Origin of the sequence: Streptomyces longhuiensis (assembly GCF_020616555.1) — a bacterium.
Lineage (GTDB): Bacteria > Actinomycetota > Actinomycetes > Streptomycetales > Streptomycetaceae > Streptomyces > Streptomyces longhuiensis.
The window spans coordinates 9,590,752-9,611,862 of sequence record NZ_CP085173.1 but is presented as its reverse complement, the minus strand read 5'-3'; the positions used below and the strand labels follow the sequence as shown (position 1 = coordinate 9,611,862).

At 67.0% G+C, this 21,111-nt stretch carries 18 protein-coding genes and 2 pseudogenes; 12 read left to right on the top strand and 8 right to left on the bottom strand.

Annotated features, from left to right (window positions below; genetic code table 11):
• The first annotated feature begins 102 nt into the window (after window positions 1–102).
• Window positions 103–2,964, top strand: a complete 2,862-nt coding sequence (locus LGI35_RS43820; RefSeq protein WP_227299992.1) for a SpoIIE family protein phosphatase — start codon at window positions 103–105, stop codon at window positions 2,962–2,964.
• A gap of 311 nt (window positions 2,965–3,275) precedes the next feature.
• Here the strand turns inward: LGI35_RS43820 and LGI35_RS43815 are convergent, their stop codons facing one another.
• Window positions 3,276–3,854 carry a TetR/AcrR family transcriptional regulator gene (locus LGI35_RS43815; RefSeq protein ID WP_227299991.1) on the bottom strand — a complete coding sequence of 193 codons (579 nt, stop codon included), beginning with the start codon at window positions 3,852–3,854 and terminating at the stop codon, window positions 3,276–3,278.
• Window positions 3,855–3,945: 91 nt separating this feature from the next.
• On the opposite strand from LGI35_RS43815, the gene LGI35_RS43810 reads away from it, so the two are divergent.
• The 3 genes from LGI35_RS43810 to LGI35_RS43800 all read left to right on the top strand — a co-directional run bounded on the left by LGI35_RS43810 (window position 3,946) and on the right by LGI35_RS43800 (window position 5,254).
• Window positions 3,946–4,392: an anthrone oxygenase family protein gene (locus LGI35_RS43810; protein ID WP_227299990.1), complete on the top strand. Its 447-nt coding sequence runs from the start codon at window positions 3,946–3,948 to the stop codon at window positions 4,390–4,392.
• A 47-nt stretch (window positions 4,393–4,439) separates the two neighbouring features.
• Entirely contained in the window at window positions 4,440–4,661 is a 222-nt protein-coding gene (locus tag LGI35_RS43805) for a hypothetical protein (protein ID WP_227299989.1), read from the top strand.
• 167 nt (window positions 4,662–4,828) lie between these two features.
• Window positions 4,829–5,254 carry a DUF4267 domain-containing protein gene (locus tag LGI35_RS43800; RefSeq protein ID WP_227299988.1) on the top strand — a complete coding sequence of 142 codons (426 nt, stop codon included), beginning with the start codon at window positions 4,829–4,831 and terminating at the stop codon, window positions 5,252–5,254.
• A 101-nt stretch (window positions 5,255–5,355) separates the two neighbouring features.
• Here the strand turns inward: LGI35_RS43800 and LGI35_RS46735 are convergent.
• Both LGI35_RS46735 and LGI35_RS43795 read right to left on the bottom strand, forming a co-directional pair.
• Window positions 5,356–5,610: pseudogene (locus LGI35_RS46735) on the bottom strand (TSUP family transporter); the annotation flags it as partial.
• Window positions 5,611–5,793: 183 nt separating this feature from the next.
• On the bottom strand, window positions 5,794–6,690 hold the full coding sequence (locus LGI35_RS43795) for an aminoglycoside phosphotransferase family protein (RefSeq protein WP_227299987.1): 897 nt from the start codon (window positions 6,688–6,690) through the stop codon (window positions 5,794–5,796).
• A 261-nt stretch (window positions 6,691–6,951) separates the two neighbouring features.
• On the opposite strand from LGI35_RS43795, the gene LGI35_RS43790 reads away from it, so the two are divergent.
• Window positions 6,952–7,125, top strand: coding sequence for a hypothetical protein (locus LGI35_RS43790; protein WP_227299986.1), 174 nt, complete (start codon window positions 6,952–6,954; stop codon window positions 7,123–7,125).
• A gap of 373 nt (window positions 7,126–7,498) precedes the next feature.
• Window positions 7,499–8,394: pseudogene (locus LGI35_RS43785) on the top strand (aminoglycoside phosphotransferase family protein).
• A gap of 405 nt (window positions 8,395–8,799) precedes the next feature.
• Here the strand turns inward: LGI35_RS43785 and LGI35_RS43780 are convergent.
• Window positions 8,800–9,651: a LysR family transcriptional regulator gene (locus LGI35_RS43780; RefSeq protein WP_385126300.1), complete on the bottom strand. Its 852-nt coding sequence runs from the start codon at window positions 9,649–9,651 to the stop codon at window positions 8,800–8,802.
• Window positions 9,652–9,732: 81 nt separating this feature from the next.
• Between LGI35_RS43780 and LGI35_RS43775 the strand changes: the two genes are divergently transcribed.
• Window positions 9,733–10,233, top strand: coding sequence for a cupin domain-containing protein (locus LGI35_RS43775; RefSeq protein WP_227299985.1), 501 nt, complete (start codon window positions 9,733–9,735; stop codon window positions 10,231–10,233).
• A gap of 182 nt (window positions 10,234–10,415) precedes the next feature.
• Window positions 10,416–10,775: a DoxX family protein gene (locus LGI35_RS43770; RefSeq protein ID WP_227299984.1), complete on the top strand. Its 360-nt coding sequence runs from the start codon at window positions 10,416–10,418 to the stop codon at window positions 10,773–10,775.
• A gap of 514 nt (window positions 10,776–11,289) precedes the next feature.
• On the opposite strand, the gene LGI35_RS43765 is transcribed toward LGI35_RS43770, so the two are convergent.
• Window positions 11,290–12,564: a glycoside hydrolase family 10-like protein gene (locus tag LGI35_RS43765; RefSeq protein WP_227299983.1), complete on the bottom strand. Its 1,275-nt coding sequence runs from the start codon at window positions 12,562–12,564 to the stop codon at window positions 11,290–11,292.
• A 119-nt stretch (window positions 12,565–12,683) separates the two neighbouring features.
• On the opposite strand from LGI35_RS43765, the gene LGI35_RS43760 reads away from it, so the two are divergent.
• The gene (locus LGI35_RS43760; protein WP_227299982.1) at window positions 12,684–13,973 is read left to right on the top strand and encodes a peptidoglycan recognition protein family protein; all 1,290 of its coding nucleotides are present in this window, start codon (window positions 12,684–12,686) and stop codon (window positions 13,971–13,973) included.
• A gap of 232 nt (window positions 13,974–14,205) precedes the next feature.
• Here the strand turns inward: LGI35_RS43760 and LGI35_RS46445 are convergent, their stop codons facing one another.
• Window positions 14,206–14,808 carry a muconolactone Delta-isomerase family protein gene (locus tag LGI35_RS46445; RefSeq protein WP_341483486.1) on the bottom strand — a complete coding sequence of 201 codons (603 nt, stop codon included), beginning with the start codon at window positions 14,806–14,808 and terminating at the stop codon, window positions 14,206–14,208.
• Between the two features lie 1,208 nt (window positions 14,809–16,016).
• On the opposite strand from LGI35_RS46445, the gene LGI35_RS43745 reads away from it, so the two are divergent.
• Window positions 16,017–16,706: a type 1 glutamine amidotransferase domain-containing protein gene (locus LGI35_RS43745; RefSeq protein ID WP_227299981.1), complete on the top strand. Its 690-nt coding sequence runs from the start codon at window positions 16,017–16,019 to the stop codon at window positions 16,704–16,706.
• Window positions 16,707–16,946: 240 nt separating this feature from the next.
• Here the strand turns inward: LGI35_RS43745 and LGI35_RS43740 are convergent, their stop codons facing one another.
• Together LGI35_RS43740 and LGI35_RS43735 are read right to left on the bottom strand one after the other, a co-directional pair.
• Entirely contained in the window at window positions 16,947–17,498 is a 552-nt protein-coding gene (locus LGI35_RS43740) for a hypothetical protein (RefSeq protein ID WP_227299980.1), read from the bottom strand.
• Window positions 17,495–17,743, bottom strand: coding sequence for a helix-turn-helix transcriptional regulator (locus LGI35_RS43735; protein ID WP_227299979.1), 249 nt, complete (start codon window positions 17,741–17,743; stop codon window positions 17,495–17,497). The genes LGI35_RS43740 and LGI35_RS43735 overlap by 4 nt, the downstream gene beginning before the upstream one ends.
• Window positions 17,744–18,430: 687 nt before the next feature.
• Between LGI35_RS43735 and LGI35_RS43730 the strand changes: the two genes are divergently transcribed.
• Entirely contained in the window at window positions 18,431–19,375 is a 945-nt protein-coding gene (locus tag LGI35_RS43730) for an NmrA family NAD(P)-binding protein (RefSeq protein WP_227299978.1), read from the top strand.
• A gap of 452 nt (window positions 19,376–19,827) precedes the next feature.
• Window positions 19,828–20,943 (top strand): PP2C family protein-serine/threonine phosphatase, encoded by a 1,116-nt coding sequence (locus LGI35_RS43725; protein WP_227299977.1) that lies wholly within the window; start codon window positions 19,828–19,830, stop codon window positions 20,941–20,943.
• Window positions 20,944–21,111 lie beyond the last annotated feature (168 nt).

Genomic DNA, 21,111 nt, shown 5'->3' with positions numbered 1-21,111 from the left:
GGCGGTTGCCTAGAGAGCCGACAGTGGGGGCTTACCCTCGCGCTGGAGCTGTCTGATTCATTCTGTAATGACAGAAAAGAGACTAAAATATACCGTGGCGAAATGAACGGCAGGCTTGCATTGCTCGAAAGTGTCGAGGCGGGCATCGCGGAGAGCGAGGTCCTCCGGTTGGCTTTGCTGCACGCGGTGGCGGAGCTGGGCGGTCTTGGCGGCGCGGTGCACCTGCGCGGCCCCATGTCTGCGCTACGCCTGGTCGCCTCTATGGGCCTGCCCCCCAGCGATGCTCGGTCGTGGGAGATCGTCGATCAGGAGGGCGTGGAGGCGCCAGCACTGGCAGTGCGTCGGGGGCGCCCGGCGTGGGCGCCACACCCGCAGCCGTCCGATGGCGACACGCGATGCGCGCGGTGGTCTGGCGCCGGTCTAGCGGCGGTTCCTCTGCTCGGCGCCGACCGCCCGCGGGGTGCACTGACCGTGGTCACACAAGGCGCACAACCGACTGCTGGACAGTGGGAGTTCATGGGTGCCGTAGCCGCTTGGGCTCAGGAGCGGACCATGGCCGCGCCGCCGCCGACCGGGCGCCTGCGGGAGGAAGCGGGGGGAAGTATCAGCAGCGACCTACGCGCAGTGCAAGTAGGCACGTGGGACTGGAACATGAGGACGGGGGAACTGCTGTGGGACGACGCAGCAATGATCGTTTACGGTGCCACCCCGGACAGTTTCGTGCCACGGGTCGAAAGCTGGATGAAGATCGTCCACCCGGACGACTTGCCCTCCACCTTGGCAGCCGTCGAGAAGGCCATCCGCGACGAGAGCATTTTCGAGGCTGAGTACCGCGTACTTCGGCCAGATGGCCATTATGGGTGGACTCAGACGCGCGCCAGGGTCGTGCTCGACGAGGACGGCGAGCCTTACCGCATGATCGGTCGGGCATGGGAGAGCAATGAGTCTCCCGCTGCCCGAAATACTCTCAGCCGGGTATTGCGTCACATGCGCGACGGGTTTCTCGCCCTCGACCACGACTGGAAAATCCTCTTCACCAATCTGGAGGCCGAGCGCACGCTTGGCTACCAGGACGAGGACCTCTTCGGTCGGGTGCTCTGGCAACTACCTCCCATTCAGCATATGCGCGGCCTCGAGGCCGGCTGCCGTAAGGCGGCCGAGGAGGGGGCTCCCGCAGAATTCGATGTCGAGGGGGCGGCGGGACGCTCCTTTCACCTTCGGATCGTTCCCATGCCAGACGGGATCACCATCTACTCAACCGATGTCAGCGAACAGCGAAAGGAAGACGCAGCGCGTGTCGCGGCACAACAAGCCGCGGCGGAGCGCGCGGCTCGAACCGCTGAGCTGACGGCCGCTCTCTCTAAGGCAACGACCTCACAGGACGTCATCGATGCGGTAGCTCAGAGAGTTCTCCCCGCGGTTGCCGGCGATGGCCTGCTCATGCACATCGTGGAGGACGGCCAACTTCACACCATCGGAGCACGCGGAGTACCGAGAGACATTCTCGGCATCGTCGACGGTCGTGCGCTCATGGAGCGGGATCCGATCAGCGAGGCGATTGTCACCGGAAACTCCGTCTTCGTGAACACAGTGCAGGAATACCGAATGAGGTATCCCCACATTGCCGACCTCGCAGAGGCGACCGGCATGCACGCTGCAATGTACCTGCCGTTGACCGCGTCCGGTCATACATTTGGCGTGTGTGTGATCACTTTCGAACGACCGGGTATCACTCTGAGTAGCGAGGAAAGCACGCTGCTGACCGCAATCAGCGCTCTCGTCGCCCACGCTCTGGAGCGCGCCCGGCTCTACGAGGCCGAGCACACGCGCTCTCATGAACTGCAGCGCAGCCTACTCCCGAAGGATTTGCCGCAGCTGGCCGAGTGCACGACTGCGGCCCGCTACCTCCCTGCCGGGCAAGGCATGGAAGTGGGTGGCGACTGGTACGACGTCATCCCCCTCTCGGCGGGCCGGGTCGCCTTCGTCATCGGCGACGTCATGGGCCACGGCCTGTCCGAGGCTGCCACCATGGGACGGCTCCGCACGGCCGTGCGCACACTCGCCGATTTGGAACTGCCTCCCGACGAGATCATGAGCCATCTGAACGACGCCATCGGCGAGCTCGGCGAGGACTCGTATGCCACCTGCCTGTACGCCCTCTACGACTCCACCGACGGGCGATGCTCGATCGTGAGTGCCGGGCACCCTCCGCCCGCCGTGGTCCGTCCGGATGGATCAGTGCACTTCCTGGATACGGTGTCAGATCCGCCGCTTGGCGCCGCAGATCCGCCCTTCAGAACACTAGAGCTGACCATCCCGGCAGAGAGCCTCCTTGTTTTCTACACCGACGGATTGGTCGAGTCGTTGGTACGTCAGATCGACCAGGGCCAGGCTGAGCTGGCACGACTGCTGAGCACCACCAGCAACAACGACCTTGCCTGGCTGAGCGACCAGTTGGTTGCCACACTTTTGCCGGCCGACCAGCCCACTGCCGACGACAGCGCACTCCTCATCGCACGGGTCCACGCACTCCCTGCCGACCGCATTGCCTCGTGGTCACTGCCGAATGAACCGCAAGCGGCAGGCCAGGCGCGTGGCTATGTCCGGAGCCAGCTGGCGGAATGGGGACTGGAGGAGCTGACCATGACCACGGAGCTCCTGGCCAGCGAGCTGGTGGGCAACGTCGTCCGGTACGCCAAAGGCCCCATGCGACTGCGGTTGCTGCGAGGGAAGGAATTGATCTGCGAAGTGTCCGACGGCAGTTTGACCATGCCTCGCATCCGCCACGCCTCGGAAACAGACGAAGGCGGTCGCGGGCTGCAGCTCGTCGCAGCACTTTCCCAACGGTGGGGAACACGCTATACCGTGACCGGCAAGTGGATCTGGACCGTTCAGCAGCTGGCAAACTCCAACGCTTCGGACGCGATCGAATTCGACGCGGATTCAGTGGCTCCTCTCAGCTGAAACAGGTGATCAGCGCCGCCGCCCCCTCCCCTGTCCCCAGATGATCGATCCCAACCAAGAGGGCCTGAAAAGGTGTTTTTGACTATCCGCAATTACACCGGACCGCGAACAAGCTGGACTGGTCACGGGCGGTCATCGACGCCTCCTACGTCTGGGTAGCTCGGCGCAGCCCAAAAAGGGTCCGAGCCCGGTCGACCGCACACGACCGGGCAACATCACGTCCTCACCGACGGCCACGGCATCCCGCTCGCCGAAGGCAGGCAGCGGGGCCCCAGTACCCCGGCCGACTGCGCGCCCGCCGGGGCGGTGTGTCAGACCATGGCGAGCCGGTCCACCAGCAGTTCCACCCTCCGCTCGGTTTCCTCCGGCGGCAGCCGTCCCGCCCGGGTCAGGGTCGCGACGCCGTGCAGGGCGGCCCAGAACGTCTCGGTGAACAGCCCCGGGTGGACTCCGTCCCCGGCGACCTCGCCGAGGCACTCCAGCAGCGCGGCGAAAGCGTCCTTGAGCGGCTCGGGGGTGTCCTCCTGTGCGTACGCGAGACCCCCGTCGAGCTGGAAGATCGCGTCGTACACCGCCGGATTGCGTTGGGCGAAGTCGAGGTACGCGCGGGCGAGGGCGGCAACCCGTGACCGGGGGCCGTCTGCGGCGGCGGTCGCGGCACGCACCGCCGCGGCCAGCTCGGAGGCACCCTCGAGGGCGACGGCGCCGATGATCTCGCGCTTGCCTCGGAAATGGCTGTAGAGGACGGGCTGACTGTATTCGATGCGCTCGGCGAGCCGGCGGGTGGTGACGGCGTCCCAGCCCTGCCGCTCTGCGAGTTCGCGGGCTGTCGCCACGATGAGGCGCTCGCGGCCCGCCCGTTCGCGCTCCTTGCGTTCCTGTACCGACATGATTCGATCCTAGCATCGCTAGACAATCGAGCGGCAGTAGTACTAGCGTTGCCTCATCAGCTAGCAACGCTAGATCCCAGGAGGGGTCATCATGCTCAACGCACTCGAGGTGTTCACCACCGTGGTCGTCGGCGTGATGGTGGGGGTGGAGTTCTCCGTCGCCTTCGTCATGAACCGGATCTTCAATGCACTCCCCGAGGACAGCGGCCAACTCGCCCGCGCCCACGGGGGCCGGATGCTCGGCGCCGTGATGCCGTTCTGGTACATCGGCTCGCTCGTCCTCACCGCGGTCTGGGCCATCGCCGGATGGCACCGCCCCGGCGCCGGCCTCGTCGTCACCGCCGGCGCGCTGCTGATCTTGAGCGTGATCATGTCGATCCTGCTGCTCGTCCCGATCAACAACAGGGGCAAGACGTGGACCCCCGAGAACCGGCCCGACGACTGGAAGCAGCAGATGAACCGTTGGGACCGCTACCACTACGTCCGCGTCGCCGTCATCATCGCCGCCTTCACCCTGCTGGTCACCGCCCTCACCTGACCGCGCCGGATCACCCACCGTCCTGGAGGGCGGCGCCCAGCACTTCCATGTCCGCGGCACCGCCACCCCCATCCACATCAAGAACCCGGACACCAACACCCTGGGCCGCCCTGCCCGAACACCCCGACGACAAGGAAGCCACCCTCCTTGCGCCCGCGGCCAAGCACATCACCGAAAAGACATGGGCCTGCCCGGGCGACCACCTGGTGACCAACACACCCAAGCTCACCCTCATCGGCCTCGCCCTGGACGACGCGAACCCGGCCTAGCACGCCCCGCTCCTGACCGACCTCCCCGCACCGGTACGCGACATCTGGCACGTCATCAGCCGCCCCCGCCACACCCACTACATCAGCCGCGTCCCCGCCGCCCGACCAGGCCTCAGACGACTCACCAGGCTCCACCAAGCCCACGAAGACTCGCAAGGAGAAGAACGATGCCGCTGAAGAAGATCAACACCTTCCTGGCCGCCGCCTTCATCCTCTTCATCCTCTGGTTCGGGACTGAGTTCATCCTGAGCCCGGAGACGACGGCGCCGAGCTTCGGCCTGCCAACCTGGCCGTCCGGCGACGGGGGCGGCTTCCTAATCATCAAGGGAATCCGCGACGTCGTCTTGGCCCTGGTCCTTGGCGTCCTGCTGGTGACGGGCCACCGCCGGGCACTGGGCTGGGTGCTGCTGACGGAGGCCCTCGCCGCGTACGGCGACATGACCACCGTGCTGGCCCACCACGGCTCCATGGCCACCGCGCTCAGCGTCCATGGCCTGACCGCGACCCTGATGGTCGTCAACGGTCTGCTGATGATGCGCGAGACCCGCAAGGTCGCGGCCGCTCCGGCAATGCCCGCCCCGCAGCCCGCCTGATCCCATCGGCCCAAGGTGGCCCGTCCCCCGCTCCGATCGGGAACCCCACGCGTTGCCCGACGGGCCACCGTCACATTCGCCAGGCCAACTATCGCGCTCAGCGGCAGGCCCAGAGGCATGCCGAGTAGGGCTGTACCGGAGAACGCCAGCGCGACCGTCCAGCGCACATGGCGGTGGTCAGCCATTGCGGTGCCGGTGGTCAGGAAGAGGCTGACCAGTCCGACCGTTACCACGGCAGCCTTGGGATCGATGACTGATCCGAGCGGTGGAACGGCGACCAGGGCGAATCCGAACCCAGTCACCGACTGCGCGAAGGCCGCCACGGCAAAGATCAGGAACACCGGAACTGTGGGCATTTACGCCTCCAACCGCGCAGCTGGCTCCCCGCCGATCAGGCGGCACGGTAGCAGCCGTCAGTTCTTCACCCGCGCCGTGACTTGGGCACCAGGTTCCTGGCCCAGCTGCTCTGCCGCCTGACGCGTGATCAAGTCGGCGGAACGCCTGAGGTAGAGCAGGGACCGGTCAGGCTCGTATCGAGATCAAAGGCCCTTCACGACGCGATCAAGTGCCGATCGGCCTGCGGGTCCCCACTTCGGCTTGCCGCCGGGCAGGCCGCGGTCCCCGTTCTGACCCATCAGCATCAGGAACAAGCTCTTCATCGCTGCCAGCCCGCGGGCGCGCCGGACCGTCGCCTGGTCCACCTGTGCGTAGACGTCGAAGAAGCGGGCGGCGCCGCCCTCGGGCAGCAGTACCCATCCGGCGGCGAGATCCCACGCCGGGTCGCCGGCGAAAACGTCCTCGAAGTCGACCACGCCTGCCAGCGTCCCGTCCGCGACGACGACGTTCGCGGGATGCAGGTCGCCGTGCACCCACACTGGCGGGCCCTGCCACGCGGGGGCCGCGACGGCCTCGTCCCAGACGGCACGGACCTGGTCTGCGATGTGGCTGGGGGCGACGGCCTGGAAGAACTCCTCGAAGGTCTCCGCGCACCCCTGGGCGTGAACGCCTCGGACCGTATCGACTGGTGCGTCGGCGGGGGCCTCCACATGCAGCGCCTTGAGGAAAGCCGCCAGGGTGTCGGCCGCGTGCTCGACGCGGCTGATCGAGCCGTGGTCCAGCGGAGTGCCGTCAACCCACGTCATGACGGTCCAGATCTTGGGAAAGCGCTCGGACGGCTCGCCGTCTCGCACCGGCGTCGGGATCGGGAGCGGTAGCTGCCGGGCCAAAACCGGCAGCCACCGGCGCTCCTTGAGCTGAGGATCGGGGCGGGTGTTCATCCGCTGTATGCGTACGGCCAGCTCGTCCCCGAGTCGCCACATCTGGTTGCCCCAGCCGCCCGCCACCTCACGGATCGGCAGCTTCGCAAGGTCTGGGTGCTGATCCTGGAGCAGGCCGCGGACCAGCTCCTCGGTGATCTCAGCGTTGGAGTCGATCATGCGGCGCCACAGTACTTGAGGCAGACGCCGTCGATGTTGCGCTTCGGGAGATCCGGTCCATAGCCTGAGCGACCTGCCCCGAAGCGCCGTGGTCCGCACCACATCCGCCAACCGCGGCGCTCAGTGGCCGCAGATGGACCGCTCATCCGCCAGACCGAGACTGGCACGGAAGTCTGGGTCAGCACCGTGACTGAAGTGTGTCCGCAGTGGGCGCCGGCCTGGGAAGAGCCAGTGTCAGTGGGCGCCCGTACGCTCCCGGGCGTGACCCTTGACGATCTTGAGTGGCAGGTAAGATACAACGGCGGCATGGCGCCGCGGTTGGCGCGATTGCTGCTGGAGCAGGGGCACTTGGAGCTGCTGATCCAAGTGGCCGCCGAGCGCGGTGAGTGGTTCTGTGCCGACGTGGCGGCGCAGGAACTGTGCAGGGCCGGGTAGTTCGAGCGGGCGCTGGGCGTGGTGGAGCGGTTCGCCGCGGCCGACTGGGGGGCTGGCCGCCCCACCGGGCGAAGGCCGGCATCCTGCTGCGGGTGGGCAGCGCCGAGGAGGTTTTGGACCTGGTCTGGTCCGCCCCGACGACATCGCCGAGGCGACGGAGCTTGCCAGTCAGGACTTCGCCGAACTGCTGGTCAAGGCTGGGCAGGTGGATGAGGCAATCACCGCCCTGAGGGCGACCAGAGCGGTAGAGACACCTGGGTGGACGAAAATCTCAGTTGATCTGGACCCTGGCGTATGAATACTGGCTGGTGTCTCAGTTGATCTGGTCTGCTTCCGGCGTTTCGAATTGGACTGGTGGAAGGGCCTGCGAGAGATGACCATGCACGATGACCAAGTGGACGTGACCATCGAAATCGTTGCGGCCTTGATCCAAGAACAGTTCCCTCAGTGGAGCGGCAAGGCGATCCAACTCCTGTCGTCGACCGGGACGGTCAACGCCATCTTCCGCATCGGAACGACCTCTCCGCGCGTCTCCCACTGCGTCTGGCCGATGCTGACGAGGCGCTGGCGGTTCTGGAACAGGAAGCCCAGGCGAGCGCGGAGCTGGCACAGGTGTCTCGGTTCCCCGCCCCGGAACCCGTCGCCTTGGGAAAGCCTGGAGCGGGTTACCCCATGCCGTGGTCGGTCCAGACATGGCTGCCGGGAACGGTCGCCTCTGATGCCGACCCGAGTGGGTCGGACGCTTTTGCCGAGGATCTTGCGGCCTTCATCGCAGGCCTCCGGGACACCGAGACACGGGGGCGGCTTTTCAGCGGCGAAAGCCGCGGCGGCGTGCTCACTCAGCACGACGAATGGATGGCGAAGTGCTTCGAGGAGAGTACAGGGCTGCTCGATGTGCCTCTGCTGCGCCAGGTGTGGAGCCATTTTCGGGAGTTGCCACGCACGGGTGCCGACGTGATGAGCCATGGTGACTTGATTCCCGGCAATGTACTGGTTGCGGGAGACCGGCTCAGCGGCGTACTCGACACCGGCGGCTTCGGCCCGGCCGACCCTGCGCTGGATCTGGTCAGTGCCTGGCACCTGTTGCAGCCAGGCCCGCGGGAAGTGCTCCGGCGGACACTGGTCTGTGACGATCTGGAGTGGGAGCGCGGCAAGGCATGGGCGTTCGAACAGGCGATGGGTGTTGTCTGGTACTACGTCGAGAGTAATCCGACGATGAGCAGAATGGGGCGCCGCACACTCGACCGCATTCTGCAGTCGATGAACTGACGTCGCCCCGATCGTAGGCCGTGTAAGAGACGATCGCTCGCCGCCCCCTACGACCTGCACCGCGCCGTCGCGTAGGCGAACCAGGTCACCGGAGACCACAGGCGAATCGGACCACATCACCTGAGATAAAGGCCAGATCGACAGTGGCAGGACAGTGCCCAACCGTACGTAGGGCTCGGCCAATCCGTCCCCAGAACGTAGGGCCGACCAAAGTGCTCGGTCACAACTGTGACTGAGCGCCGTACTTGGCCCGCATGGGCAAGTACGGCGCTCTGTCCTCGTGGCAACGGAGCGTTCAGGCAGCGACCAGATCAGCTTCGTGGACGAGGATCGCCTCCTGGGCGTCGTCACGCCAGCGAGGGTCTGCCGGTTGTTCACGAACTGCGGCAGACCGGTTGTCGGTGCTCACTGACGGTACGCGGTTGTCGCGGTGTCGATGAAGGATCGGATCAATGGGTTGGTGTCACCCTCGTTCCACACCGCCACCACTCGGCTCGGCGGCATGTCGATCAGCGGCACCACGACCAGCTGCGCCGGCAGGTCGTGTCCGAGTGGGGCCAGGCCGACCGTGCCGTTCCACAGCACGGCCTGCAGGCATTCCTGGACGGCGCGCACCACTGGCCCCTCGCGCAGCCTGCCACCGTTCCAGTACGACTGCCAGATGGGATCAGTGCCCTGTGGGAACTGGAACCAGGGGCGGTCGCTCAGCTCGGCCAGTCGCAGCCCGTCGCGGCGGGCCAGCGGATCGTCGGCGCGCAGGACCACGCCGACGGGATCGGTCCGCAGCACACGCACCGTCAGGGCCGTCTCGTCGAACGGCGCCCGAGTCAGCGCGACGTCGACCATTCCGGCGCGCAGCCCGCAGGTCGGGTCGGTCAGATCGGTCTCGCGGATGCGGATGTCGATGCCGGGGCGACTTCGGCGGTAGGCGGCGGCCATCCTGGCCACTCCCGGGTCGGTGCCGTCGCCCAGGATGCCGACGGTGATGGTCGCGACGCCGGCCGCCGCGCTCACGCGTACCCGGACGCGGTCGGCATGGTCGAGCAGGGCCCGGGCTTCGTCGAGCAGTACCGAGCCCACCGCAGTGAGCGTGACCCCCGTAGGCGAGCGGACGAACAGCAGGGACCCGACATCGGCCTCCAGCTGCTTGATCGCCCGGCTCAGCGGCGGCTGACTCATGTGCAGCCGGGTGGCGGCCCGGCCGAAGTGGAGTTCCTCGGCGACCGCCACGAAGTAGCGCAAGGTTCGTAGCTCCACGCTGCAACGATACCCACGAGGTATCGGCGCCGTGGGATGGGTCTTGGACACTGGCAGGTGCCGGGCGGTGCACTTGTGAGCATGACCGAAGAAGCGAAGAGCAGCGAGCCGCAGACCCACGCCGATGTATCCGTGGTGGGACCCGCCGACGGCGAGACGATCGTTCTGGGCACCACGCGCATGCGCGTTCTGGAGGACGGCAGCCACACCGGGCACCGCCTCGCGATCGCCGAGTCCGTCCTCGCCCCGCACACCCAGGGGCCGCCGCAGCACCGCCACGCCCGACACGACGAAGGCTTCTACATCCTCTCCGGCACCGTGCGCTTCACCGTCGGGGACGAGGACCACGACGCCGCCTCGGGCACGCTCGTGATGGTTCCGCCCGGAACTCCGCACACCTTCGCCAATCTGACCGACCAACCCGCCGTCATGCTCAGCACCTTCACGCCTGACCTGTACGTGCAGTACTTCCGAGAGCTCCAGGAGGTGCTCGCCGGAGGCCGGCCGCTGACGCAACAGGCCAACATCGACGTGATGAGCCGCTACGCGACCGAGCCAGCCACCGACCCCGACCCCGCCTGAAGCCGACGGCACAGCATGTGCCCGGCCACCCTCCCTCGGACCGGCACAGTGGTGGCACTGTCGCCTGTCGCCGTCGGCGACGGCCCGCCTTCTCGGACGACGGACCGGGCGTTCACGAGGTCTCTTGTGGCAAGCGACGCAATCGACGGGCCCCATGAACTGGTGGCCCTTGAACGGGAACCATGAACATCGCCTATTGGATCGTCGCGGGACTGCTCGCGCTCTTCTACTTCTACGCAGGCACGCTGAAGGTGATCCGCAGCCGCGATCAACTCCGGCCGATGATGGCCTGGGTCGACCACATGCCCTTGCCTGCTCTCAGGGCGCTGGGAGCGGTCGAAATACTCGGCGCGACCGGCCTGATCCTGCCAAAGCTGACCGGCATCGCTCCGTCGTTGGCGACCGTCGCGGCCATCGGCTTCGTACTCCTGCAGACCGGCGCGATCGCCGTTCACCTGAGGGGCGAAGACCGCCGCATCGCGCTCAACGTCGGACTCACAGTCACCGCGGCCGTGGCCGTCTGGCTGGCCACACGGCTGTGACCGAGCACAGACCTTGCCCTGTGGATGCGACTGCAGGGCTGATCGCCCCGCGACCGCTGTCATTTCTCCCGGCCGCGACCACGTCGCGCGGCGCTACGGCGTCGCGGTGGACGCGCAATCGGAAGGTCCTCGCGGCCAGGCTCGCCGGCGGCGCCGCGTACAGCATTGGCCAGGGCGCGAGTGGTCCGTGGCGTTCGAACGGGGGCCTGGTTCAGGTGAGTTGGCTGATGTGGAGGCATGGACGAAGGGCCTCTTGGTAGCTCGCGGATGTCGAGTCCAGCGAGAAGCAAGAGGCCCTGTTGGCGGCGTGTCGCGTGGTCGGGGTTGCCGAGTCCAGTTCGTCCTCGTGGGTGTGATTACGTCGCCCACAGGTTCGGGAACGCGTCCGACCGGTCGGCCCGGCGGCCCCGGTACGGCTCCGACATAGACCGATACCGAGTGGGCCCCGGTGCGGGATCTGCTGCCAGTTCCGGGTGACGTCGGCACACATCGTGCAGCCGGTCAGGTGCTCAACTCATGGCGTGCGCACCCGAGTAGGGTAGTGGTCGGCGACCACCCGGCTCATTGCGCCGAGCGGATCGGCGGCGACCTGCGTGGCCGAGAAGTAGACGTTGCCGCGCACCTGTGGGTAGTGGGTGTCGAAGTCGAGGTGACGGGAAAGCTCGGCCTGGTCCTGCCACGCGGCGGGCTGTCCGGCGACACCGACCTTGTACAACGCCTCGCCTACGTAGAGCTGGACACTGGTGCCGGAGACGATGTTGGACCACCAAGGCACCAGCACGCCGTAGTCGGCGGCGGCGAACCCTATGTTCCAGTACACCTGAGGAACGATGTAGTCGATCCACTCCTCCTGAACCCACTTGCGGGTGTCGGCGTGCAGATCGTCATAGGTCTGCACGCCGGCAGTGGTTGCCGAGCCCAGCGGGTCGGTGCCCGCGTTGCGCCACACGCCGAACGGGCTGATGCCGAACCGCGTCCGTGGCCGGATCCGTTTGATGCGCTCGGCCATCTCCCGCACCAGCAGGTCGGTGTTGTTGCGGCGCCAAGCGTCGCGGTCGGGAAAGCCTGTGCCGTAGCGGGCGTATGCGTCGTCGTCCTGGAACGTCTGCCCGGCGACGGGATACGGGTAGAAGTAGTCGTCCCAGTGGACCGCGTCGATCGGGTAGCGGCGGACCGCGTCGAGCATCGCGTCCTGGACGAAGCGGCGCACTTCGGGCAGGCCCGGGTTGTAGTAGAGCTTGCCGCCGAACGACACGATCCACTCCGGGTGGAGGCGGGCCGGGTGTGTGGGCGTCAGCGCGGTGACATCGGTCGTGAGCGAGACGCGGTAGGGGTTGAACCAGGCATGCAGCTCCAGGCCGCGGCGGTGCGCCTCGTGCACGGCCGTCCCCAGCGGGTCCCAGCCCGGGTCGCGCCCCTGGACGCCGGTGAGGTACTGCGACCACGGCTCGTAGGGCGAGGGCCACAGGGCATCGGCGGTCGGCCGTACCTGGAACATCACGGCGTTCAGGCGCCGTTCGACCGCCACGTCCAGCAGGTCGCACAGCTCCTGCCGCTGCTGCTCGGGCGAAAGGCCCGGCGCCGAAGGCCAGTCGGTGTTGGCCACGGTGGCAATCCACATGCCGCGCAGTTGCCTGTGCCCGGCGCCGTTGCCGCCGGCTGCCGGCGTGTGTTCCGTCCCGGCACTCGCAGCAGGTGTGTCCGCCGCCTGTGCGTTGGCCGGCAGGGTCACGGCAGCGAGCGTGCCCGCGGCCGCGGCGGTGAAGGTTCTACGCGAGAGTCTCTCCATGTGTGCCTCCTGATCCTCCATCACGGTGCGCCGATAATGGGCCCGTTCCCTCCTTGGCGGCAACCACAAAATGGTCTAGTCCACTGTCGGATTCCTGCGGTTCTCTACCCAGCGAGGGATTGGCTGCACAGTCGCCGGATCAGCTCAGCAGCGCCAAGGCTGTTGGCGGAGAAACTCATGAACTATGCCTGGTGGCAATGCCGTTCGCCGCATATTCTCCGACGGGTCGCCCCCTCGACCCTGGTCTTTCCACTTACTTCGGAGTCCCCATGGTGATGCACGAGCACGAAGTCGATCGACGCACCCTGTTCCGGGTCGGCCTCGGCACGGCAGTCGCCGCTGTCGTCGGCACGGAGGTGGCGTTCCCCGCCACTGCCGGTGCGATCCCCTCGCCACAGCTCCCCTGGATCATCGACTGCGACACCTGGGGTGCGCGGCCGCCGGCCAGCCCGATCCAGATCACCGGCAACACCACCAACAAGATCATCCTGCATCACATGGATTTCCCTAACGTCACGGACTACTCCCGTGAGCACGCCATGCAGTTGGCGCGTGACTGCCAGGACCTGCACATGGACACGAACGGCTGGGCGGACACCGGCCAGCACTTCACCGTCAGCCGCGGTGGCTACGTCTTGGAGGGCCGCCACCGCAGCCTGGAGACCCTCGCCGCCGGCCAGCACCAAGTGACGGCCGCCCACTGTCCCGGGGAGAATGGCAACGCCATCGGGATCGAGAACGAGGGCACATACATAACCGAGACCCCGCCCCCGGCACTGCTGCACTCGCTGGTGAAGTTGTGCACCACGGTGTGCCGGCAGTTCCACCTGAACGCGTGGGACATCTTCGGTCACTGGGACTTCCGCCTGGGCACTGACTGCCCCGGCATCGCCTTCTACCGACTCTTCCCCCAGATTCGCAAGGGGGTACTGCATTCCATGGGCGTGTCGCCAGCCGCGGCACCGGCACGGCGCTGGCCGGACATCTGGCGGTTCGTCGACAGCCAGGTGGTACGGGTCGCCCAGTACCTGCTGGTGAACGCCGGCTACAGCGACCTTTCCATCGACGGTGTGTTCAGCACCGAGATGAACACCGTCGTCGCAGACTTCCAGACCAGCCACGGTCTCGCCGTCACTCCCGACGCCACATTCGACATGGCCACCTGGGAAGCACTCGCACCCTCCCTGGACAAGGACGCCTCCGGGCTGCCTGTCCAGGCCGTGCAGTATCTGCTCACCATCAAGGGCTACGCCGACACCGTCAGCATCACCGGCACCTATGACCACAACACCATGAAGGCGATCCAGGACATGCAGCGCCTGCACAGCCTCCACCCCGACGGCAGGGTCGACCTCAGCACGTGGTGTGCGCTGACCGGCGGCACCGTCCGTGAGGCTCTTGCCCACTGAGTCATCTCCAGCTGATCTGAGCTCCGCGCGGTATCGCCGCACGCTCGAGGAGCTGGCGGGTGGATTCGGGCGGGCGCAGGCAGCAGGGGTTCCCAGGTCCGCGCGTACCTGGGAACCCCTGCTGCCTGCAAGGCCGTGCGCGCGGCAGTGACTGCAGCAGCGACGGCCCTCGAAGTCCTGGGGGGGAACTACCTGTCCCTGCTTTCCGGGCGCCGTCCGCACAAGGCAGCCATCAGCTCCCGACCACCCCCGGGTCACTGGGATGCGCACTCAGCGGCGTCGTCTTCATGGAGAGCCATGGCGCCAGGGGAAGTGAGTCCAGCACCGTCTGCATTTCGGTGGCGTCCCGGGCGCGCCACAGGCCGAGCGCGTGGCCCTCGCCGGGCGTATTCCACAGCCGCATCAGGTGGCCTTGTCCGGCAAGTGCCTTCGCGCTGACCGCCTCCGCTGCGGTGGCGTCCCTCATTGCCTGGGAGGTGGCGTCCCAGGGCGAGGCCGGGGCGAAGGCCACCAGGAACTCCTTGGCGGCGCCGGAAGCACCGCAGGCCGGCCCCGGGTCGTTCGGGTGCGGCGTCAGGGGGGTGACCTCGTCACTCCGCCACACACGCAAGGGCATCGAGGACAGGACATCCTCCAGGCGCGCGCCATCCTGCGCGGCGAACAGTCCGAGCGTGCGCCACTCCCCCGGTTGCAGAGGCGGGCGCCACAGTCTCAGCAGCTGCTTCCGTTCGGCAAGCCTGCGGGAGTTCGCGGCCTCACGAGTGCGGATGTCGTTGACTTCCGCCTGCGAGGTTCCCTCCGGTACCTGAGTGGTCATGCTGACGAGGTACTCCATGGCAGATGCTCCTGTGAGCCGGTGCTGCGGTACGCGTCGGACGACGCCTGGTACGGACAGCGCTGGGAGCGGTCACCGGGTTCCCAGGCAGCGTGGCGAGCGAGGCGGGGCAGGTCCCTCGATCGAGGGCTGTCCCCAGTTGGTCTGCTTGGCTCGTGCCGCCTCGGCTTCGGAGGCAACCCGATGCGGTCCCAACCACCCCAACGACGCGTAGCGGCTTTCGGCCCGGTTGGCACAGTCGGCACACGCAGCTGGAAGCACGGAGGCCCCGAATATCATGTCCACGTCGACCGCTCCGCTGTCATGGGCCCGTTCCGGCGCACGGACCACCATCTGGATCCACCGTCCCGCGCCTGGCGGCCGCTCGCATCCGTGGGAAGCCCTGCTCGTCGTCCCTGACGAGCCGGCGGCACGCGACTGACGATTCGATTCCCCGGCCGTTGGAGCCAGTGGTCCCTTCGGGACATCCTGATGATCGCCTGCCGTTCTGACCGCTGACCACCGCCGACCCCATAGCCGGGAGCGCCCTACGTTTCCTCCAGGTCAGAGTGACGCTGCCATGGCGAAGCAGTATCGTGTAAGGGTCTCTTTGAGGCGCCGTCCTCTGCCGACGCGGTAACGGAACGGCGCCCGGGGGTTGTCGGCCGGCGGCCCCCTCGGTCCTGGTCGCGCACGCGCAAACCGTTGTCCACCCGCCCCGTGGCGGTCCTTCCACAGCAACTCCGCGGCCGGTTCTCAGACAGCTCTCACCAGGCGTTTTCAAGGCGGACACTCCATGCTGGAGCGCGGTACCTGTGGTGGCCGGCGAAGCGCACAACTGGCCAGAGCGAGCAGGCCGGAAAGACTCAATGTCGGTTCGGGTGACGCGAGCCGGTGAGGTTGCACTGGCCCCAGCCTGTCGTCGACCACACTGACGAGGTGGTGGTAGCAGCCACCTTCGTGGGCACGGAGATCACCGAACTCGTGGACTCGGCTACCACAGCGATCCTGGACCGGACAACTCTCGCCACCATGTGGCACGTCCTCCCGTACCGTGCGGCGGCAATCGAGATCTGGCTCCGGCTGTTCTGGAAACCTCCGCTCGAAGTGGCCTACGGGAGACGGGAGATGAGAACGCCCCAGACACGGCACGGGGCGTCAATGACCTACTGCACACCGCATCGACCTACTGCCCACCGCATCAGCTGCAGACAAGGAAGCGGCACCCGATGGCGAAGCTACTCTTCGTGATGACCGGAACGGCGTACTGGACGCTGAAAGACGGCACCAGGCATGCGACGGGTTACTGGGCCGAGGAGTTCGCGGCCCCGTACGAGGCGCTCACCGAGGCTGGCCACCAGGTTGTGGTCGCCACCCCCAACGGAGTTGTGCCGACCGTGGACATGATGAGCCTGCGTCCCGAGATGGCAGGCGGCGCCCAGGCCGCTCTCGATCTGGAGGCGATCATCCGCTCCGCCGAGGTGATGCGGCGGCCGATCCACTTGGCGGACGCCCGCCTGGAGGACTACGACGCCGTCTACTTCCCGGGCGGCCACGGCCCCATGGAAGACCTGTGTGTGGACGCGGACGCAGGCCGGTTGCTGACCGCGGCGCTCGCCTCTGGCAAGCCTCTCGCCATCGTCTGCCACGCACCGGCCGCGATGCTGGCCACAAGGATCCATGGCGTATCGCCTTTCGCCGGCTATCGGGTCACCGCGTTCACCAACGAGGAAGAGAACGCAGTCGGGTTGGGCCCCAAGGCCCGTTGGCTGCTGGAAGACGAACTCGTTGACCTGGGCGTCGACTTCACCAAGGGCGAGATGTGGAAGCCCTACACAGTGGTCGACCGAACCCTCTTCACCGGACAAAACCCCGCCTCAGCAGCCGTCTTGGCAGAACGACTGCGCCAGGTGCTCTGACGCAGAGGACCACGTGCACGGATGTTGGTCCCTGGTGGCGGGGCCTCGCGCGGTGCTCCGCTCGCCTAGCAGCTCAGCGTCGCGTCCGACGACAGCGCCAGGCTGCCGCTCGCACCCCTGCCAAAACCGCCCGAACAACTCGGCAGGGCCTGCCAATCGCCGTGATTCAGCACTCCGGCCGGCCCATAGCCTGAGGCGGCACGAGAGTTGGCCCGGCCGCTCCCTGACGCTTCTGAGCAATCAGCCGTCGGCGCTCCGAACTGGTTGGGCCGCGAGGCCGTCGTCTTCCGCCGGCTCGTCCTGGGCCGTCAGACCAGCCACCCACAGTGGCATGAGCCAGTGCACGGTCAGAACCGCGACGAGTACCGGCGCCGCATAGGCCGTGAGGGCGTCACCGTAGGCCGCACCCGCGATCAGCAGGACGGCAGCGGCGGCGGCAAGGAGCAGGGTCATCGCCCGGTGGGCGCGGGCCTGGACCCGGGCGCGTTCCGCTGACTGCCGCTCGTCCAGGGCTCGTTCGCGCAGCTCGAGCAGGCCACGGGTAGCGGCGTTGATTGCTCCGGTCCCGACCATCCACGGCAGCAGCAGTACCACCATGACGGCGACGGCCCAGATGGGTTTCCCCTCGGCGAGGCAGGAGTAAGCCATGAGCCCGCCAATGGCCGTGGTCAGGACCAGATGTGCGGCGACGATCAGGCGCCGGCGCGCGGTCGTGGCATACAACGGCCGTCCCCTGCGGTCGTTCATCAGTCGCATCATGCTGCGGTCGTAGCGCGTCAGCCGTGTCGTCATGGCTTCTTCCTCCCGTAGATCTCATTCGTGAGCGGCCGAAACGGTTCGAGGGAGAACAGTGCCTCCACCGGCAGCTCGAAGAACCTCGCGATCTTCAGTGCCAGGTCGAGGCTCGGGTTGTACTGCCCCCGCTCGATGTAGCCCACGGTCTGGTAATGCACCCCCACCGCCTCGGCCAGCCGTTGCCGTGACACCTTCCGTTCGGCGCGCACCATGGCCAACCGGTTGTGTACCTGCTCACTCATGTATAAGAAGTACTACATATTGAGTGAGAGATACAACCTTCAGCGCCACCCCTTTGCAGTGGCGACGCCACGGCACTCCTATGCAGTTGCGACGCCACCGGTCAGCTCTCCACTCGGCCAACTCGACTACTCCGAGACCAAGTTGCCGATGGGTTGGAGCTGTTGCCGGGACAGCTGAGATCTTCCGCGCCTTTGCCCGCGACTTGGCTGCAGGCACCCGCTCCTGGGACGTCGAGACCGCTCGTTTCATTGCCACCCAGTTCGATCAGCTGGCTGCCGAGTGGAGGCGCCGACCACTGCGCCCCTCGACACCAGCACCACGCGTTCTTCCTGGGTCAGGTGCGCGGTGTCGACGACGGCTACTACGGGCGCTGGCTGCAATAGCGGGCCTAGTCAGACGAATTGCATTTGAGTGAAGTCTCTGACGCCACAGTGTGAGCCGCGCTCCAAGCCGCCGGTTGCAGCGTCTGCCGTGGGTGCGTCGGGCTCTTCTCCCCTGTGCTCGGAAGTGGCGGCGGGCCGGGCGAATGGGCCAGGCCTTGGACACATGCTGATCTCTTCGCCGGCACCCGACGGCTCTCTGTCCGCGAGAATGCGGTCGTCTCAGGATCAGCGTTCCCTGGGGTGGTCCGGGAGCTGGACGCCACCCCGATTGCGCCTTGGTCGTGCGGGCCGCAGGCTAACTGCGTGGACTACAGCCCGGAAGCAGGCGTGCGGCCCATTTTGGTGACCGGTGCTGCGGGCAGCGTCGGGGCCGTCGGCAGGTCCGTGGTCCAAGGTCTACGGCGCCAGGGCCTCCAGGTCCGTGCTCTGGTGCGCCGAGATGACGATCGCGCCCAGGCGTTGCGCGCGATGGGGGCCGAAGTCGTGGTCGGAGATCTGACGCGTGCCCGTGATGTCGCCGACGCCCTCGACGGCTGCGGACGGATGTATTTCGGCATGGCCGTGTCGGCACAGTATCTGCTGGCCGCCGTGACCACAGCGGCCGTCGCACGCGCCTACGGAGGGCTGGAGGCGTTTGTGAACATGTCGCAGCTGACCGTCTCCGAGATGGACGCCACCAGCGGATCCGAGTCGCATCAGCATCGCCAGCAGTGGCTGGTCGAACAGGTTCTCGACTGGTCAGATCTGCCCGTGGTCCAGGTCAGGCCCACCGCCTTCATGGAGAACCCGCTCTTCCAAACCGTGTTCTCCTCGATCGCCAAGGACGGCGCCATCAGGTGGCCCTTCGGCAGGGCGAAAACCTCCCCGATCGCAGCCGGTGACGTTGCTTCGGTCGTCGAGGAGATTCTGGCCGATCCAGCCAGGCACATCGGCAGGATCTATGAGCTGACCGGTCCCCGATCACAGGACATCACCGCTTTGGCCGCGGAGATTTCTGATGCTTTGCACCGCACGGTCGGCTACACCGACGTCCCGTTGCAGGAATGGCTCGACAACGATCTCGGGACGCTGGGACTGCCGGATCACGTGTTCCAGCACATCTCCACCATGGCTCGCCTACACGCGGCCGGCCGCTATGACCGCCAGGCAGACGGCATGGCAGAGGTCACCGGGCGGTCCGCTGCAGGAGTAGCCGATTTCGTCCGCAAGAACCCCGAGCTGTTCACTGGCTCAACGACCCGGGGCTAGCGTCCCGGATTTGCTCAACGGGCGCCACTGGGGGTCGTGCTGCGTTTGCCTCCTGCCCCACGTCCGGTGTCCGGGGGTGGGTCTGGAGCGGTTGACTGCACGCCGCGTCGCCACAAGAGTTCCTCGGCGAACAACTGCAGGTTGACAGGAGCGATCGCCGTCCGGCTATCGGGCAGCGAAGAGGCGGCCGGCGGCGCGGTGACGTACTCCAGCCCGCGGCGTCTCAGGTCCGGCCCCAGCTCGGCCCAGACCGGACCGCCGACGAAGGCCGGATGCAGCGCCGACCAGTGCTCGTACAGAAATCCCGGAGAGCCCAGCTCGGCCGTCTGTCCCAGCCGCCCACCCGTCAGCCTGCCTCCGCAGAGCGACTGACATGCCGGTGATCGCCGGTTGTGATCGCGCAGCTCGTGTCCGCTGATGCGAGTGGGGCGAGCGCGATGTAGAGAGGAGTCATGGCGCAGCGATCTGAAGGGCTTCGCGGGCCGGAGCGAGCAAGCCGGGCGCTGGTCGCCATCCCGGTCGCATGGATCATTGCGGTGTCAGTGATCGACATTCTCGCGCCGCCCGACATCCACCTGGGTCCGCTGCTCGTCGCAGCCCCGGCGATCACCCCCTCGTTCGGCGGCCCCCGGACGGTGGGACTCGTGGCGGCACTGGCGGTGATCGCGCAGACCATCATCGGACTGGTCCGCGATTCCGACACGTTGCTCTCGTCCAACCACCAGGCACAGATCATCGCCCTGATCGTGGTGGGAATTTGCCTCGTCATCTTCTGCGTGGTGCGGGACCGCCGGGCGAAGGAGCTGGAACAGGTGCGGTACGTGTCCGAGACCGCCCAGCAAGTGGTCCTGCCTTCGCTCCCCAAGAAGCTCGGACCGCTGCGGGCCGCCTCCCTCTATCTCGCCGCGGAGGCCGAGGCCCAGATCGGCGGGGACCTGTACGCGGCCGCCCGCACCACCTCCGGCACCCGGCTAATGATCGGCGACGTGCGCGGGAAAGGGCTGACCGCGGTCAATGACGCGGCTTTGCTGCTCGGAGCGTTCCGCGGCGCGGCCCACCGCCAGGCGAGCCTGGGCGAACTGGTGTCCTACCTCGACCGAAGCGTGTGCTGGGACCTGATGGAGCCGGGCGAGACGAGCCGATACGGAGAAACCTTCATCACGGCCACCATCCTGGACATCCCCGACCGCGCCGGTCGGGTCCAGATGATCTCCTGCGGTCACCCGCCGCCGATCGTCCTGCGTGACGGCCGACCGACGAATATGGACGCCCGCAATCCCGCACCGCCCTTGGGCCTCGGCGAACTGTTGCATCCGCGCTACCGCGTCGACAGCTTTCCGTTCGAGCCGGGAGACCTTCTGCTGCTGTACACAGATGGCGTCACCGAGGCCCGCGACTCCACGGGCACCTTCTACCCGCTCGCCGAGCGCATCACCGGGTGGAACGGGAAGAGCCCCGATGCCTTCCTCGACCACCTCCACCGCGACCTGCTGCACTACGTCGGCGGACGCCTGAACGACGACGCCGCCATGATCGCCATCGAACGCCCCGCCGCACCCCGCGCTTGACGCTGTACGGCCAGGTCACTGACCTGCGGTGTCTCACGACCGCTTCATGAGTGCAGTCCGAAGCGGCCGTGAGCTTGAGAAGCCGAACGTGAGATCCCACAGGTTGTGAGGTCTCACCTGCTTCATGTAGCGGCGCTGTGACCTGCGGCTTTTCGCTGGTGTCTCACG